The organism is Bacillus safensis FO-36b (assembly GCF_000691165.1).
Lineage (GTDB): Bacteria > Bacillota > Bacilli > Bacillales > Bacillaceae > Bacillus > Bacillus safensis.
This window is the reverse complement of record NZ_ASJD01000001.1, coordinates 493,611-508,316: the sequence shown is the minus strand read 5'-3', so window position 1 is coordinate 508,316 and position 14,706 is coordinate 493,611. Positions and strand designations below refer to the sequence as shown.

The following is a 14,706-nucleotide window of genomic DNA, read 5'->3' as shown; positions in this document are numbered from 1 at the left end:
GTCTTTTTTCTTTATTTTCTTTCAAAAACGAGAACTGGATTCCGTGCGGCCTTTGTTTCATCCATACGTTTGACAACCGTTGTATGCGGCGCTTCCTGCACCACTTCAGGATTCTCTTCTGCTTCTTTCGCTATCTGAATCATTGCTTCGATGAATGCATCAAGTGTTTCTTTTGATTCTGTTTCAGTCGGTTCAATCATGATACATTCCTCTACATTGAGCGGGAAGTAGATCGTTGGCGGATGATAGCCGAAATCAAGTAATCGTTTGGCAATATCCAGTGTCCGCACACCTAATTTTTTCTGACGTTTACCTGAAAGAACAAATTCATGCTTACAGTGACGATCAAACGGCAAATCATAATGAGCACTTAAGCGGCGCATCATATAGTTCGCATTTAACACGGCATTATCGGTTACAGCCTTTAAACCGTCTGGCCCCATAGAGCGGATGTACGCATAAGCTCTGACGTTAATGCCAAAGTTGCCATAGAATGGCTTCACGCGCCCAATTGATTCTGGACGGTCATGATCAAAGTAAAAACGGCCTTCCTTCTTCACAAGCACTGGCTTTGGCAAATAAGGAATTAATTCCTTTTTAACGCCAACAGGACCTGAGCCAGGACCTCCGCCTCCGTGCGGGCCTGTAAAGGTTTTATGAAGATTTAAGTGGACAACATCAAATCCCATATCTCCTGGTCTTGCTCTGCTTAAAACAGCGTTCAAGTTGGCTCCGTCATAATAAAGCTTACCGCCAGCTCCGTGAACGATTTCAGCCATTTCTAAAATATTTTCTTCAAAGAGGCCGAGTGTATTCGGGTTTGTAAGCATTAAAGCAGCTGTTTCTTCATTAACAACGCGGCGTAAATCTTCTAAATCAACAAGCCCGTTTTCGTCAGATGCGACGGTAATGGTTTCAAATCCAGCGACTGTCGCAGATGCCGGGTTCGTTCCATGAGCAGAATCAGGCACAATGACTTTTGTACGCTGATGATCTCCCCTTGCTTCATGATACGCACGGATCATCATGAGTCCCGTCCACTCGCCATGTGCTCCTGCCGCAGGCTGTAATGTCACAGCGTCCATTCCCGTAATTTCTTCAAGATGTTCACCTAGATCGTATAGTAATTCTAATGCACCTTGCACAGTGTCTGCCTCTTGTAGCGGATGAACCTGTGAGAACCCTGCAAGCCGTGCAACCTTTTCATTAATCTTTGGATTATATTTCATCGTGCATGAGCCAAGAGGATAAAATCCGGAATCGACCCCATGATTGCGTCTTGATAATGCTGTATAATGACGCATAATATCAAGCTCAGATACTTCAGGAAGCTCAGCTTCCTCATCACGGATGTACGTCTCATCAAATAAAGACGGGATCTCCTGTTCAGGTACATCTAAATCAGGCAGGCTGTACCCAATTCTTCCTTCTTTAGATAATTCAAAAATAAGCGGCTGATCTTGTTTATTCATGGCGATCCCCCAATTCCTTGATAAACGTATCAATTTCTTCTTTTGTTCTTAGCTCTGTCACGGCTACAAGCATGTGCTGCTGAAGCTCTGGGTAGTATAGCCCCAAGTCGTAGCCGCCGATGATTCCTTTTTCAAGCAATCGTTTATTGGCTTCTTTCACAGGCTCCTGTAACTTGATCACAAATTCATTGAAATGAGCTCCTTCTACATCCGCCTGCAGTCCATATTTTTCTGCCTGCGACTTGGCATAATGGGCTTTTTGCACGTTTTGATAGGCGATGTCTTTTATGCCTGTTTTCCCTAGTGCCGTCATGGCAACAGAAGCAGCTAATGCATTTAATGCTTGGTTTGAGCAAATATTTGACGTCGCTTTATCTCTTCGAATGTGCTGCTCACGCGCTTGAAGGGTCAGGACAAATCCACGAACACCATTTTCATCTTCTGTCTGCCCGACTAAACGACCTGGCACTTTTCTCATCAACTTTTTCGTCACGGCGAAATATCCGCAGTGAGGTCCGCCAAATGCAGCCGGGATGCCGAACGGCTGCGCATCACCAACGACAATATCTGCCCCGAGTTTTCCAGGAGGCGTCAATAGTCCGAGTGCGAGGGGATTGCTAGAGACAATGAACAGGCTTTTTCCTTTATGTGCAATGGGTTCAATGTCTTTTAACGGCTCGACTACACCAAAAAAGTTTGGATATTGCACGAGAACTGCTGCTGTATCATCGCAGACCGTCTTTTCCAATGCAGCTAGATCTGTCTGCCCTTTTTTCGCAGGCACTTCAACAACTTCAATGTTTTGTCCTTTGGCGTATGTTTTCAGCACCGCTCTTGATTCAGGGTGAACCGTTTCAGAAACAACCACTTTTTTCTTCTTTGTATGTCCCGCAGCGAGCATTGCCGCTTCAGCAAGTGCCGTCCCGCCATCATACATCGAGGAGTTGGCAAGATCCATACCCGTCAGCTCAGCAATCATTGTTTGAAATTCAAAGATCGCTTGCAATTCACCTTGCGAAATCTCCGGCTGATAAGGTGTATACGCAGTATAAAATTCAGAGCGTGAGATCACATGATCGACAATGACAGGCTGGTAATGATCATATACACCTGCACCAAGAAACGATGCATATGAAACTGTATCCTTATTCTTTGCAGCTAGTCGGGATAATTCCCTGACAAGCGCTGTTTCAGATGCGGCTTCTTTGATGTTGTATGCTCCTTTGAATCTAACTTTCTCTGGGATATCTGAAAAAAGCTCATCAATCGACTGAACGCCGATGACATCCAGCATTTCTTTTTGATCTTGCTCTGTTTGCGGCAAATACCTGTGCTTCATCCTCTATTCCCCCTCGTTATTTGGCTCTTTTATAAAATGGTGTTGCGACGATTTTGGCTTTTAGACGTTTTTTGCGAACTTGTACTTCCACCTCTGCCCCAAGCTCTGCCACTGAGGTTTCGATCAAAGCAAGCCCGACATTTTTCTTTAATGTTGGGGATTGAGTGCCTGTTGTCACAATCCCAACCTGCTTTTCTCCTGAAAAGACTGGATAATCTGTACGCGGTATCCCTTTATCGATCATTTCAATGCCGACAAGCTTTCGTTTCAGTCCCTCTTCTTTTTGTTTTTTAAGTGCAGCTTTTCCGATAAAATCAGCTTCTTTATCCGTTTTGACAGCAAAACCAATGCCGCCTTCTAATGGAGAGATATCCTTTGTCAGCTCCTGGCCATAAAGCGGAAGTCTTGCTTCAAATCTCAAGGTGTCACGTGCACCGAGTCCGCATGGAATGAGTCCTTTTGGCTGCCCCGCTTCTAATAAAGCTGACCAAAGGTGGACCGCATCTTCTGACTGGCAGTAGATTTCAAAGCCGTCTTCACCTGTGTAGCCTGTTCTGGAAACGAGCACTTCTTTATTTGCGACCTCAGCTTTTGATAAAAACGTAAATGGCTTAAGCGATGTCACCTCTTCATCTGCCACCTCTTCATCTGCCACCTCTTTGATGATGTCAGCTGCAAGAGGTCCTTGAAGCGCTAGCAAGGCGGTTTGATCAGAAATATTTTTGATCAATACATCATCCTTCTCTTGGTGCTTCAATAGCCAATCCACGTCTTTATCGATATTTGATGCATTGATGACAAGTAAATAGTGATTCTTTTCTTTTTGGTAGACGAGCAGGTCATCTACCGTTCCGCCATCTTCATAACACATCGCTGTATATAGTGCCTTACCGTCTGTCAGCTTAGACACATCATTGGTTAATAACCTTTGTAAAAATGGAAGGGCATCTTGACCTTTGACGTCCACCTCACCCATGTGAGACACATCAAAAAGCCCTGCTTTTGTTCGAACAGCTTCATGTTCTTCTTTAATGGAAGAAAATTGGACAGGTAATTCCCAGCCCCCGAAGTCAATGGTTTTTGCGCCAAACGTTTCATACGCATGAAAAAGCGGTGTTCGTTTCAACATCAATCGTTTCCCCCTTTTTTCTTACAGTGCAAATGCAAGCTGAATTTTCAGAAAAAAATCACAGCAAAAAAGGACAGAGCGCTCCCTTTTATCAAAAAGAAGTCTCTGTCCTTGCACCTGAAAGTTTACAGCACAATATCCTTGTGCGTTTTCCCCTTTGGTGGTTTGCTAAAACCCTTAAGCAAACACTCTCCAGAGTTGCGTCCGGTAAGAGTACTTTTGCCTGAGAGATTCACTGAATCATTCAGCTTGCTCCTTCGGCGCCTGCCAGTGCAAAATAACCGCCAAGTCTCTCCCCTTACCATCATCCGCTCATATTTTTCACATTTATTGGACATACTATCAAAATGGGTGACTTATTTTCTAGATCACTTATCAACATCCTACCATTAGAAATGGATGAAGAGCAACAGAAAAATCATTAACATTTTTAAAACAACCTTTCGATATCGTTCGCTTTTATTCATATATCTAGTCTTTTAGAGACCTCTTAAAAAATGAAGCGTTTAAAAACAGAACAATTTTATCAGACCCTACTAGAAAGAAAGGCAGGCGACCACATTGAATATTCAAACGATTTTTGATCAGGAATGGGCAAATGAATTTCAGCAGCGGCTTTCAGCAGACGGCCCCTGGGCGAACTGGGATATGTATCGTTTAGCGACGCAGGTTCAAAAAGTCACAGCCATTGATTCATTCGAGGGGCTGCAAGCTCCCGCGCACCTGCCTGCATTCACACCTTTAAAGCACCAGCTCGAAGTAGCCAGAAGAGTCGTAGAAGAAATGAATGGGAAAGCCATTCTAGCAGATGAAGTGGGACTTGGAAAAACCGTAGAAGCAGGACTCATTATCAAAGAATACATGATTCGTGGACTTGCCAAAAAGATTCTCATTCTCGTCCCCGCCTCCCTTGTGTCTCAGTGGGTACAGGAGCTGCGGACGAAATTTTATATTGATGCTGTTGAACAAAAAAAGAGCTATGTGTGGGAGCAGTGTGACGTTGTGGTTTCCTCCATTGACACCGCCAAAAGACAACCGCATCGAGACACGATTTTATCGATTGCGTACGATATGGTCATTATCGATGAAGCACACAAACTGAAAAACAATAAAACGAAAAACTATGAATTTGTGAGAAACCTGAATAAGAAGTTCTGCCTGCTGCTGACAGCGACACCTATTCAAAACCGGATCGGAGAAATATTTAATCTCGTTTCCCTTCTGAAGCCAGGCCACCTAGGAAATGAACATCAATTTAAAGATCTCTTTGCCAAAAAGGACTTGCAGCTTGAAGACCATGACCGATTAAAACAGCTCGTCAATAAAGTGATGATTCGAAACCGAAGACAAGACACAGGCATCGAGTGGACAAAACGGCATGTCAAAACGATTTCCATTGATTTCTCTCCGACAGAACAAGCATTGTATGATGAAATCTGCAAGCTGAAAGAGAATCCGTCTTATACAAAGCATATGTTTTCCATTATGACCTTGGAACGAGAATGCTGTTCAAGCCGTGAAGCAGTTTATATGACGATTAAAAAAATGCAGGAAGAAGAAAAGCATATTCTCGGATCTTCTGCTATAACGCAAATCATGGAGAAAATTAATCAAGTGGAGCAAAACTCAAAGGCGCTTGAAGTGGTCAAACTCATTCAGCAGTTAAATGAGAAGGTCATTATTTTCACCGAATACCGCGCCACACAAATTTATTTACAATGGTTTCTACAGCAAAATGGCATCAGCTCTGTGCCATTTCGGGGCGGCTTTAAGCGGGGCAAAAAAGATTGGATGAAAGATTTATTCAGAGAAAGGGCGCAAGTGTTAATTGCGACAGAAGCTGGCGGCGAAGGGATCAACCTTCAGTTTTGTAACCAAATCATCAACTACGACCTCCCGTGGAACCCGATGCGTTTAGAACAGAGAATTGGACGTATCCACCGCCTTGGCCAAGAGCGGGATGTGCACATTTACAATATGTCAACAAACGGAACAGTTGAAGAGCATATTTTAAAGCTTTTATATGAGAAAATTCAGCTGTTTGAAAACGTCATAGGCGATTTAGATGATATTTTAACGAGAATTGATATTGAAGATGTCGAAACAAAGTTGCATCAAATCCTCTTCCAGCATGAATCAGGCGGAGACATGAAAAAGAAATTAACCCAGTTTGCTTCTTATTTAACTGAAGCACAAACACCACTTTTAGAAAAAAGACAGCAGGGCTCATAAAGGAGAGTTGATCAATGGAGCAGCATGACATTCACACCTTTCTTCTCCGTTTTTTCAAGGCGAATCAATGCAGCATATTAGAAGAAAGTGCAGGACATATGACCGTACAGCTGACAATCGAAATGGATAAATTAATTATGAACCGTCCTTTTTATTGGCACTGGCTTGAAAAAACTGGCGGTGTACCTGAACCGCGGCAGTTGACATTCATCACAGATCAAAAAAAAGCGGGTGATACGACCAGTGGTGAATTTATCCATTTCGGCTCCCCACGGTTATTTCAAATATTTGAGGCGGTCAAAGAGCAGGGCCGTTTTATCCGGCTTTATGAACGAGTCAGCCCGCTCACGAACAACCAGATCGCCCTTGAGCCATGGCTTGGTCTCAATGTAAAAATCTCTTATCTGGCAGACCGGAAGAAGGATAAGCTTTTATCATTAGGCCTTCATCTCATTCGCGGAGAAGTCATTGAACAATTTCAAGAGAAGCTGGAAGCTCGTGAGCTGTCATCTCAAATTCCCGATTATTGCTTTACGATGAGTACAATGATTAAGCCAGAAAGCGGAATCAAACGGCTCTACAGCCTCATGGAGCGTTATGCCCATGAAGAGCCAGATGACTGGGCAGTGCGAGCCGTTCAAAAATGGAAGGAAGACTCCGAACTTTTAAACCAATTTTATGAAGGGACTTCAGACACATCTGTAGAATATGAAATAGAAAGACAAGCACTTAAAACTTTATATGAACCAAAAATCAGTCTTACGATTGAAAATGGCGGACTTTTTTACTTACAGCAAAAAAGAGGAGGTTGACTCATGGTCCCCCTCCCCTTTTATGTGACATACAATTTTCGATCAGTCTAAAGCAAAGTTTGTCTGTTTGTATTGGGCGGAAACATGACGCAAGCAAACTATGAGGTCTTACCACCTATGTCTTTCCATTTCATGCGTTAAGTGCCTGAAATACATGATTCAGTATTTTAGGAGGGTATTTGTATGGAAAAGAAAACGAACAAATTAGACAGTGAATGGATTCAATTATTACGCGAAGCTCGCAAGGCAGGACTAACAGTTGAAGAAGTCCGTCATTTCCTCAAATCAAATGAAAAGTCCTCTGAGTCTCCCCCTCTGGTAAGAAGTCATTCTATCAAACCTTTCTGAATGTGCTATAATATCGAAAGGAAGGTGATGACATTGATTGGCCAGCGTATTAAACAATACCGCAATGAAAAAGGCTACTCACTATCAGAACTGGCCGAAAAGGCTGGGGTAGCGAAGTCTTATTTAAGCTCAATAGAAAGAAACTTGCAAACAAACCCCTCCATTCAATTTCTTGAAAAAGTCTCCGCTGTTCTGGACGTCTCGGTTCATACACTTTTAAACGAAAAAGATGAAACCGAATACGATGGTCAATTAGATAGTGAATGGGAAAAACTAGTTCGAGATGCAATGACATCAGGGGTTTCGAAAAAGCAATTTCGTGAATTTTTAGATTATCAAATCTGGAGAAAAAAGCAAGAAGAGGAGTAAAGCGCACGTTTTAGCGCATACTCCTCCAATTGCTATGCAGACCTTGATATCAGCCTAAAGACTGGCTTTATTTTTTATCTTCGCTGTGTGCTTTTTCGTTTTCTTTCACGTAGCCTTTTTCATCCGTATGCTTTTTTGGATTGATCGTTAAACCATTCCACTGAGTCGCTTCGAAGGAAAGATCAATTTGAATCGCATCGCCTTGGTATTTATTTTGGATATAGTGACCAGCTTTATCCTTCGTCTGGTCATTGATAAATTCAATGATCATTTCCACTTTATCGTAATCAAACGGATTCTTTGGAATGCCGTCATACTCTGGAGCCACTGTTCCATCAACAGTTGCTACATTAATTTTCCCACTTTCATGTAAAAACTTCTCATCGACGGCATGACGAAGCTTTTCAAATGCGGTCTGATCCTGTTTTGACGTTAATTGATGCAAGTCAAGCAGGTTTGCATGGTCTAAAATAATATTTTTCGGATAACCATTTCCACCTTCGGCTCCAACCGTAAGAACACTCACCTGAAACTGGCTGAGAAATTCTTCAGCTGTATTTTTACCGCCATTCTTCGCGGAAGATCCATCTGTAAACTGGCTATAATCAAGACTCATCAGCACTTGGTTTATCGCTAATGATCCCTTATTATCAAAATGAAATTCTTTCTTGATCCGATCACCAGGTTTTAAGTTCGCAAGGTTGATGGCGCCGGAGTTCTCTTTAGCAGATAAATCCAGCTCTCCTGTTGAGTAGACCGCGTTTGCCTTTTCAATATCATTAAACGCCGCCCATGTTCCCCCGCCAATTAATGCAAGACCTAAAGCCCCTGATAATACACCTAAACGAATTGATTTCTTCATTGCCATGAATAATAAACCCCCTAATTTATTGTTTTATTGAAACCTGATTAGGTTACAAACGATTTAAGCTTGTTCCTCTTTCATATGTACATCAGCCGTGTGTCTACGATGTTTCGCTGCGCCCACAAAATGAATGGTTGAATAAACGAGCAGCATGACACCTGGTATGATAAGGAGTAAAGCAGTTCCAGCAGATGTCCCTGCATACGAAAGAAGCTTACCCGCATAAGGAATGTTCACTCCCATATACTGCGCAGTTACCTGATCCGCTTTTACCAGCGTGCCGTCCTGATACATATTGTTGTCACCCTTCGTCTCAAACGCTTTATATGCACCCTTTCCCTTCACCCCAACAATTCGGTGGGTCACAAAGGACTGATCCTGCTTTGTTTGAAACGTAATAATATCTCCTTTTTTGAGCGTCTCAGGTGAGGCGACCTGTTTTACGACAATCAGTGACCCAGCTGAAAATTCTGGTTCCATCGAACCTGATAATACTTGCTTCAATTGATAACCGAAGATCTGAGGTTCTCCTCCTGTTGTTCTTGATGACAACACGACAATAATAGAGGCTATCATCACCGTGAACACCATCACATAAAGAATACTCCCAGACATCTTCATCCATTTTTTCATAACCCCTTCTCCCCTTCGCCTATCATTTTTTCACTTTAAAAGACAGCTCCATTCAGGACGCCTTTTCTTGACACTTTGAGAGCACCATCGGTTTAGACCAAAAGTACGCCTGATCAGATGCGCCAAACCCTTTAGGATAATAGATTTTAAATGCATAGCTTCCATTTGTTTTTGCTTTTTCTGTCGTGACAGTCGCTGTTTCTTGCGACAACAGGGACTTTATGGACCCCTTTTCAAGAATATGACCATCTTGTAATGGCTTCTGATCATTTCCTATTTTATGTAATTCCCACTTCCATTCAGAGTGCGCAATAGGCTGTCCACTATTTTTTAGTGTCATGCTCAGTTTTTGAGGTGCGCAGACTGTTCCTTCGATCATCGTTTGATCGATAAGCTCCAATTGACTTAGGTCCCATTTTTTAGGCTGACAATGCTGATCTGTCTGTTCAAAATTTTCACATGTTTTCATGACAAAGTTTTTGTGCTCGACATCGTTAAAAGAAGCATTTGTTGGTGTCATGATGGAAGACGTCAAAATCAAACAAATGGCACAAAAGAGTACAAAGAGCGACTGTTTCATTCATTCCTTCAACTCCTTGAACTTTTGTTCTTTAAAAAGAACGATTATATACAGTATAAGGAAATACCTATAAAACCCAAAACGTCAAATTAGTCCATTTTGTTCTTAAACAAGAACCATTACGAGAAAATTCTCCCATTTTCTCATTTTTTCACCATATTCAATATTTTTTTGTGTGACATTTGTACTTCTTAAAACTTACATAAAAATGTAGGATTTGGTCAGGATATGAAGAGGTGAGGTGATGTTAAGTGCAATATGGAAAAATCATAATCATGCTCAGTTTACTGCTGAGTCCTATGATGCTAGAGTTCAAACCCGTTGATGCGAGAGGTTTGACTGCCGCCGCAGATCAATGGGAAACGCGGGCAGTCAAAGAAGCAAAAAAAAGATACCCGCTAACGCAAGTATTATTTAAACAAAAAGTATGGGACCGCCACCGCGATAAGGAATCTGTGAAACAGTATCATATTACGTTAAAAGACCATACAAAGGAATTTGGGGTGTTTGTCACCATTTCCTATAATCCTTACTCAAATAAGGTGAATAAAGTGATTGTTGTGGAGGAATACAGCTAAAGTGGCATAAAAAAACCGCCTGCTGGGCGGCTTTTTACTTTCGTCGATGGCGCTGGCGTTTTTTAAGCATCATGGAGAAGCCAAACGGCAGAACCCCAAATAAACGCTGTGAAAACGGCGGTTTCGTTTCCATTTTTTCTTGTTTGTGTTCCTTCCGTTCGTCACGTGGTGTATTCATATATTTAATGATTTCCTGCGTCATATATTTTACATAGTCATTTGTTTTCAAGCACATTCACCTCTTCTTCCTTCAAGTCTTTCCAGGAAGAGGATGATTTTATACACTGGCTAATCAGGATTTGCCCATCTTATGATTTCACCGGTCTTCCAATCCAGCATCAGTTCACGCTCATCGGATAAACCATCTTTTGTTTTCACCTTCACCAAAACAAGGACAAGTTTTTTCTTAAGATCGCATTTCATCCGCTTCAGTGTCACACGGCCTTCTTCAGTATCAATATGGGTTTTCTGTTTCGCACAAATACGTTCTACTGTGCTGGCAGCTTCACTCACACCCACCCTAAAAAGCTGCTGTTTTTTATAAAAAGAAATCGTCAGCTCTACACTTTTCAGTTCTTTTTGAAACCCCATCGTTATCGCCCCTAGGATCAAGAGAAAAAATAAAATCGCCGCAAGTACATGCGGATAGATAAACCCTTCCTCTCTTTTCACGATTTACAAACCACTCCTTTATATGTGAAAAAAACGGCTTCATACACTTTACCAGATCCATCTGTGACTTTTAGAATCGCTCTATGCTGACTCGTTCTCACGTGAAATTTTTTCACCTTATGCAATAAAGGAAGATGTCCAGCTTGATCCGTTCGTTTTCGAAGCATCTCTTGGTATGGCTCAATTGTTACCACTCGCCCTTGATCAGAAATATACTCTAACACTTTTCCATCTTTCACTGATTTCACAGCATCGGCACGACTTAATTCCTCATCTAATTGCAGAACAGTCTGTTTCCACTCCATTTGGGAAAATCCGTTGATGTCTTCAAATGGACGAGCTTTCTCCGCTGCTAAAAAGATCAGCCCACAGCCAAAAGAAAGAAATAGAAAGAGCTGCAACTGCCACAAAGCTTGTAAAAGGGTAAAAGCTTTGTCATCGCTCCACATGCTGAAAGCATATGGTCTCTTTTTTTTGTACTTTGTATGAAACACATCCCTTCTGTTTACGCCAATTGAAAACATACGTGATCTCGCCTCTCTTCTTTTTGATGGAAGATGTTGTCCCATTTATGAACGCTTCATTCATCTGTTCATGTAAAACCTGATATGCATCAAGCTTGGCTCTCACTTCCTTTTTCCCCATCATGAGTTTTTCATAGGCTGGAATGAGCACTAGAGCAGCAAATAGAAAGAGATGACAGGCAAACAGTGTCTCAAACGTACTAAATCCTCTATTGTTTTTGAACATGGATTCGCCCGCTTCCTAAATAAATCGTGAGTTTATACGATTGACTGCCAAATTCGACAATGAGAGATCCACCGCTGCTTGGATGTCCGTTTGCATTAAAATAGATACCTTGCGAGAATGTAGAAGTTTTGATGCTGCCCTTTTTATGTTGATATGAAGCAATGACTTCGTTACTCTTTTGATCTATTACCTGATAAGATACCTGCGGCGGATGGATCCCAACATGTACACGTGTTTTTTTGATAAATGCAGTATATGATGCCAATTGAAGATCTTGTTTCATGATGTTTACTTGTCTTTTGGCTTCAGCGCTCTCTATTATATTTGGGATTTTCCCTCCCATGATCGACAATAAAATCGATAAAACAAGTAAAATCAACAGCTGTTCAATCAGGGTAAAACCCTTCTCATGTAAAAATAATTTATTCATGCTTCACGTTGCCGTTTTGAATGACAATCGCTTTTCCATTAGGACAAGTTAACCCCTTTTTGACATAACCTTCTTTTTCTAATTCAGCTAAAGATGGCGTCTTCCCATCATGCTCCAATTCATATGCCATCACTTGTGTGCTGACCATTGATTTAAGCCCTTCACAGCCCTTTGCCTGAATAGCTTGGTGATGACGTGTGATATTCGGTATGGTAATGAGTAAAAGAATGGATATTACGAGCATGACTATTAACATTTCTAACAGGGTAAATCCTTTATCATTCATGACTCTGTCCTCCTTCTTACACTTGCTCCATTAGTTGATACATTGGTAAAAGAATAGATAAATACACGATGAGTATAAGAAGTGCTGTTACCCCATAAATAACCGGCTGCAGCCAAGAAATCCATTTTTCAATTTTTAGCTCTGCATTCTCTAATAGAAATTGGCTGTACGTGTACATTTCTCTCGCAAGCATTCCACTGGCTTCACCATGCTTGATGATGGCTGCAAAATGTTTTTCGAAAAAAGGAGACACGCTTACTTGATGGGCCATGCTTTCTCCTTTTCTTAACTCTTCCATCATTTGTTCACCTATTTCTTGAAGAAAAGGCAGGTAGCTTTGCTGTTTAAAAGCTTGCAAACCTTCGTACATCGATAACCCAGCCTGAAGCAGTCCGCTGAGCTGAAGAGAAAAAAGGTACGTATGCATCAGCTGCATCCCTTTATATAAAAAAGGCAGCTTGCTCATCACCCTCAATTTCTCAAGGGTCGACTTTTTCCTAAAAAAAACAGCATAATATCCAATAAGACAGATACACAGACAACTAGTGATGAGCAGAAAAGCATGAAGGAATTGAAATAATCCAAACATCCCTTGAATCAGCCAAGACATGCGGGTATCCATCGATGAGTACAAAACAGAAAATTGAGGAATGATCATTTGCTGAACGAGTACCAGCACGACCAAAACCGTGAAGATGAGGAAAAGCGGGTAACGTAACATACGTTTAAACGTGTCTAACTGTTTGATTTTTTTCTCTAAAAAACGGGCGCTTTGTTCTAAAGCACGGGCTAGACTGCCATGCTTCTCAGAAAAACATAGTATAGCGATGACTTCCCTCTGAAAATGGAGTCTCTCCAGCACTACATAAAAAGGCTCGCCTTCGTGCAGCCACTGAATACCTAGTTTTAATTGCTGCCGCTGTTGTTTTGATAATTGGATATTCACCATCACTAATGCCTCAATCAATGTATATCCAGCCTGAATTAATTGAGCCAGTTTTGATAGGCATTCAGCTTGATCCTTTTTAGACCATACTTTAGAGGCTCGCTTCTTCATAAACCCAGCGATGGTAAGTGTTTTTTGATAAATAGCCGAGTGCCACTCCTTTACGAATTAATCTTTGCAGTGTTTCATATGACGAGTGAGCATATTCTCCTTTAGCCTCCTTGATACACTCACCAAGCTCTTTTCCGAACAGCAGCTCAAATACATTTGTTCGTCTGATCGGTCGATTTAATTTACAGTAAAGCTGACATCTTTCTCCGCAAAAAGGACAGGTGAGCTCGATTAATCGCTGGGCAGCAATCGCAACCATGGTTTGTTCAAGTTCATTCATCGTGACACCAAATTCAAGCATGCGGTAAAGGGCTCCTTTTGCATTTTTTGCATGGAGCGTACTCAATACTAAATGGCCCGTCAGTGCTGCTCTAATCGCCGTTCTCGCCGTTTCAGCATCTCTTATTTCTCCTAGCACAATCACATCTGGATCATGTCTTAAAATAGCGCGTAATCCAGCGGCATACGTGATGCCGGCTTTTTCATTCACTTGAACCTGCAGCACTTCTTCATTCCTTGTTTCGACAGGATCTTCAAGGGTAATAATATTTCGGTTAAAATTCTTTTTTGCAAACTGAATCAATGAATATAGTGTTGTTGTTTTCCCTGAATTTGTTGGCCCAGTAAATAAAATGAGTCCATGCGAGTGGTTTAAAAAGGATAATAATCTGGCTGAGGCTTTCGGAAATAATGATAGATGTTTTATTTTCGGAACATGATCCTGCGGTAAAATTCTAATCACTAAGCTCTCATCATTCACTGTCGGCAAGGTAGACATCCGAATAAACACTTGACCGTTTCTTAGCATCACAGCTAGTGAGCCATTTTGCGGCCTCCTTTTTTCCCCGATATCCATAGAAGATAAAAACTTAAAATGTGCAATAAGCCTCTCTCCGATTTTTTTATCAATGGTTCGCTGCTGGATTAAATCTGAATCAACACGAAATGACACCGAAGCTTCCTTTTCTTTTGGCACAATATGCACATCAGAAGCCCTCATGCGGCATGCTTCTTCTAGCAGCTCTTGCCTTAAATATTCAATCCCATACAAGTGGATCACTCCTTTCTCTGATCACATTGTAGAATGGCGGAACGTGAATGACAAAAGAGCAATTTATGATTTTAATGACTAAACAATGATGAAAACCCTCAAC

At 41.5% G+C, this 14,706-nt stretch carries 19 protein-coding genes and 2 riboswitches; of the genes, 5 read left to right on the top strand and 14 right to left on the bottom strand.

Annotation, left to right across the window (positions count from 1 at the left end; genetic code table 11):
* Positions 1-11 precede the first annotated feature (11 nt).
* The 3 genes from gcvPB to gcvT are packed head-to-tail and all read right to left on the bottom strand — an operon-like array spanning position 12 to position 3,940.
* Positions 12-1,472: an aminomethyl-transferring glycine dehydrogenase subunit GcvPB gene (gene gcvPB, locus BA81_RS02600; protein WP_034280236.1), complete on the bottom strand. Its 1,461-nt coding sequence runs from the start codon at positions 1,470-1,472 to the stop codon at positions 12-14.
* Positions 1,465-2,811, bottom strand: a complete 1,347-nt coding sequence (gene gcvPA, locus BA81_RS02595) for an aminomethyl-transferring glycine dehydrogenase subunit GcvPA (protein ID WP_034280234.1) — start codon at positions 2,809-2,811, stop codon at positions 1,465-1,467. The genes gcvPB and gcvPA overlap by 8 nt, the downstream gene beginning before the upstream one ends.
* A 16-nt stretch (positions 2,812-2,827) precedes the next feature.
* Positions 2,828-3,940 carry a glycine cleavage system aminomethyltransferase GcvT gene (gene gcvT, locus BA81_RS02590; protein WP_034280232.1) on the bottom strand — a complete coding sequence of 371 codons (1,113 nt, stop codon included), beginning with the start codon at positions 3,938-3,940 and terminating at the stop codon, positions 2,828-2,830.
* Positions 3,941-4,043: 103 nt separating this feature from the next.
* A riboswitch (glycine riboswitch) is annotated at positions 4,044-4,138 on the bottom strand.
* A gap of 3 nt (positions 4,139-4,141) precedes the next feature.
* Positions 4,142-4,248, bottom strand: a riboswitch (glycine riboswitch).
* Positions 4,249-4,501: 253 nt separating this feature from the next.
* Here gcvT and BA81_RS02585 point away from each other — a divergent pair.
* The 4 genes from BA81_RS02585 (at position 4,502) to sinR (ending at position 7,701) form a co-directional block, all read left to right on the top strand.
* The gene (locus BA81_RS02585) at positions 4,502-6,172 is read left to right on the top strand and encodes a DEAD/DEAH box helicase (RefSeq protein ID WP_034280230.1); all 1,671 of its coding nucleotides are present in this window, start codon (positions 4,502-4,504) and stop codon (positions 6,170-6,172) included.
* Between the two features lie 14 nt (positions 6,173-6,186).
* A complete protein-coding gene (locus BA81_RS02580; protein ID WP_034280228.1) occupies positions 6,187-6,984 on the top strand; it encodes a YqhG family protein in 798 nt (265 codons plus the stop codon).
* 183 nt (positions 6,985-7,167) lie between these two features.
* Positions 7,168-7,332, top strand: a complete 165-nt coding sequence (locus BA81_RS19080) for an anti-repressor SinI family protein (protein ID WP_075623492.1) — start codon at positions 7,168-7,170, stop codon at positions 7,330-7,332.
* 33 nt (positions 7,333-7,365) lie between these two features.
* Complete coding sequence (gene sinR, locus BA81_RS02575; protein ID WP_024422969.1) at positions 7,366-7,701, top strand: transcriptional regulator SinR; 336 nt, start codon at positions 7,366-7,368, stop codon at positions 7,699-7,701.
* Positions 7,702-7,768: 67 nt separating this feature from the next.
* On the opposite strand, the gene tasA is transcribed toward sinR, so the two are convergent.
* Genes tasA through tapA form a run of 3 tightly spaced genes read right to left on the bottom strand, consistent with a single transcriptional unit; the run spans position 7,769 to position 9,779 of the window.
* Positions 7,769-8,569: a biofilm matrix protein TasA gene (gene tasA / locus BA81_RS02570; RefSeq protein WP_034280222.1), complete on the bottom strand. Its 801-nt coding sequence runs from the start codon at positions 8,567-8,569 to the stop codon at positions 7,769-7,771.
* A 57-nt stretch (positions 8,570-8,626) separates the two neighbouring features.
* Positions 8,627-9,199 (bottom strand): signal peptidase I SipW, encoded by a 573-nt coding sequence (sipW, locus tag BA81_RS02565; protein ID WP_034280218.1) that lies wholly within the window; start codon positions 9,197-9,199, stop codon positions 8,627-8,629.
* A gap of 52 nt (positions 9,200-9,251) precedes the next feature.
* Positions 9,252-9,779, bottom strand: a complete 528-nt coding sequence (tapA, locus tag BA81_RS02560) for an amyloid fiber anchoring/assembly protein TapA (protein WP_034280215.1) — start codon at positions 9,777-9,779, stop codon at positions 9,252-9,254.
* A 299-nt stretch (positions 9,780-10,078) separates the two neighbouring features.
* Here tapA and BA81_RS02555 point away from each other — a divergent pair, with 299 nt between their 5' ends.
* On the top strand, positions 10,079-10,357 hold the full coding sequence (locus BA81_RS02555; protein WP_061109527.1) for a DUF3889 domain-containing protein: 279 nt from the start codon (positions 10,079-10,081) through the stop codon (positions 10,355-10,357).
* 34 nt (positions 10,358-10,391) lie between these two features.
* Here BA81_RS02555 and BA81_RS02550 read toward each other — a convergent pair whose 3' ends face one another.
* Genes BA81_RS02550 through comGA form a run of 8 tightly spaced genes read right to left on the bottom strand, consistent with a single transcriptional unit; the run spans position 10,392 to position 14,603 of the window.
* Positions 10,392-10,586, bottom strand: coding sequence for a YqzE family protein (locus BA81_RS02550; RefSeq protein ID WP_024718846.1), 195 nt, complete (start codon positions 10,584-10,586; stop codon positions 10,392-10,394).
* Between the two features lie 59 nt (positions 10,587-10,645).
* A complete protein-coding gene (locus tag BA81_RS02545) occupies positions 10,646-11,029 on the bottom strand; it encodes a competence type IV pilus minor pilin ComGG (protein ID WP_034280210.1) in 384 nt (127 codons plus the stop codon).
* Entirely contained in the window at positions 11,026-11,478 is a 453-nt protein-coding gene (gene comGF / locus BA81_RS02540; protein ID WP_193510698.1) for a competence type IV pilus minor pilin ComGF, read from the bottom strand. Before comGF ends, BA81_RS02545 begins: the two co-directional genes overlap by 4 nt.
* Positions 11,465-11,779, bottom strand: a complete 315-nt coding sequence (gene comGE, locus BA81_RS20030; protein WP_034280206.1) for a competence type IV pilus minor pilin ComGE — start codon at positions 11,777-11,779, stop codon at positions 11,465-11,467. Before comGE ends, comGF begins: the two co-directional genes overlap by 14 nt.
* On the bottom strand, positions 11,763-12,209 hold the full coding sequence (comGD, locus tag BA81_RS02530) for a competence type IV pilus minor pilin ComGD (protein ID WP_034280204.1): 447 nt from the start codon (positions 12,207-12,209) through the stop codon (positions 11,763-11,765). The genes comGE and comGD overlap by 17 nt, the downstream gene beginning before the upstream one ends.
* Positions 12,202-12,495, bottom strand: a complete 294-nt coding sequence (gene comGC / locus BA81_RS02525) for a competence type IV pilus major pilin ComGC (protein ID WP_024422977.1) — start codon at positions 12,493-12,495, stop codon at positions 12,202-12,204. The genes comGD and comGC overlap by 8 nt, the downstream gene beginning before the upstream one ends.
* 16 nt (positions 12,496-12,511) lie before the next feature.
* Positions 12,512-13,552 carry a competence type IV pilus assembly protein ComGB gene (gene comGB, locus BA81_RS02520; protein WP_034280202.1) on the bottom strand — a complete coding sequence of 347 codons (1,041 nt, stop codon included), beginning with the start codon at positions 13,550-13,552 and terminating at the stop codon, positions 12,512-12,514.
* The gene (gene comGA, locus BA81_RS02515; RefSeq protein ID WP_034280199.1) at positions 13,533-14,603 is read right to left on the bottom strand and encodes a competence type IV pilus ATPase ComGA; all 1,071 of its coding nucleotides are present in this window, start codon (positions 14,601-14,603) and stop codon (positions 13,533-13,535) included. Before comGA ends, comGB begins: the two co-directional genes overlap by 20 nt.
* Positions 14,604-14,706: the final 103 nt, after the last annotated feature.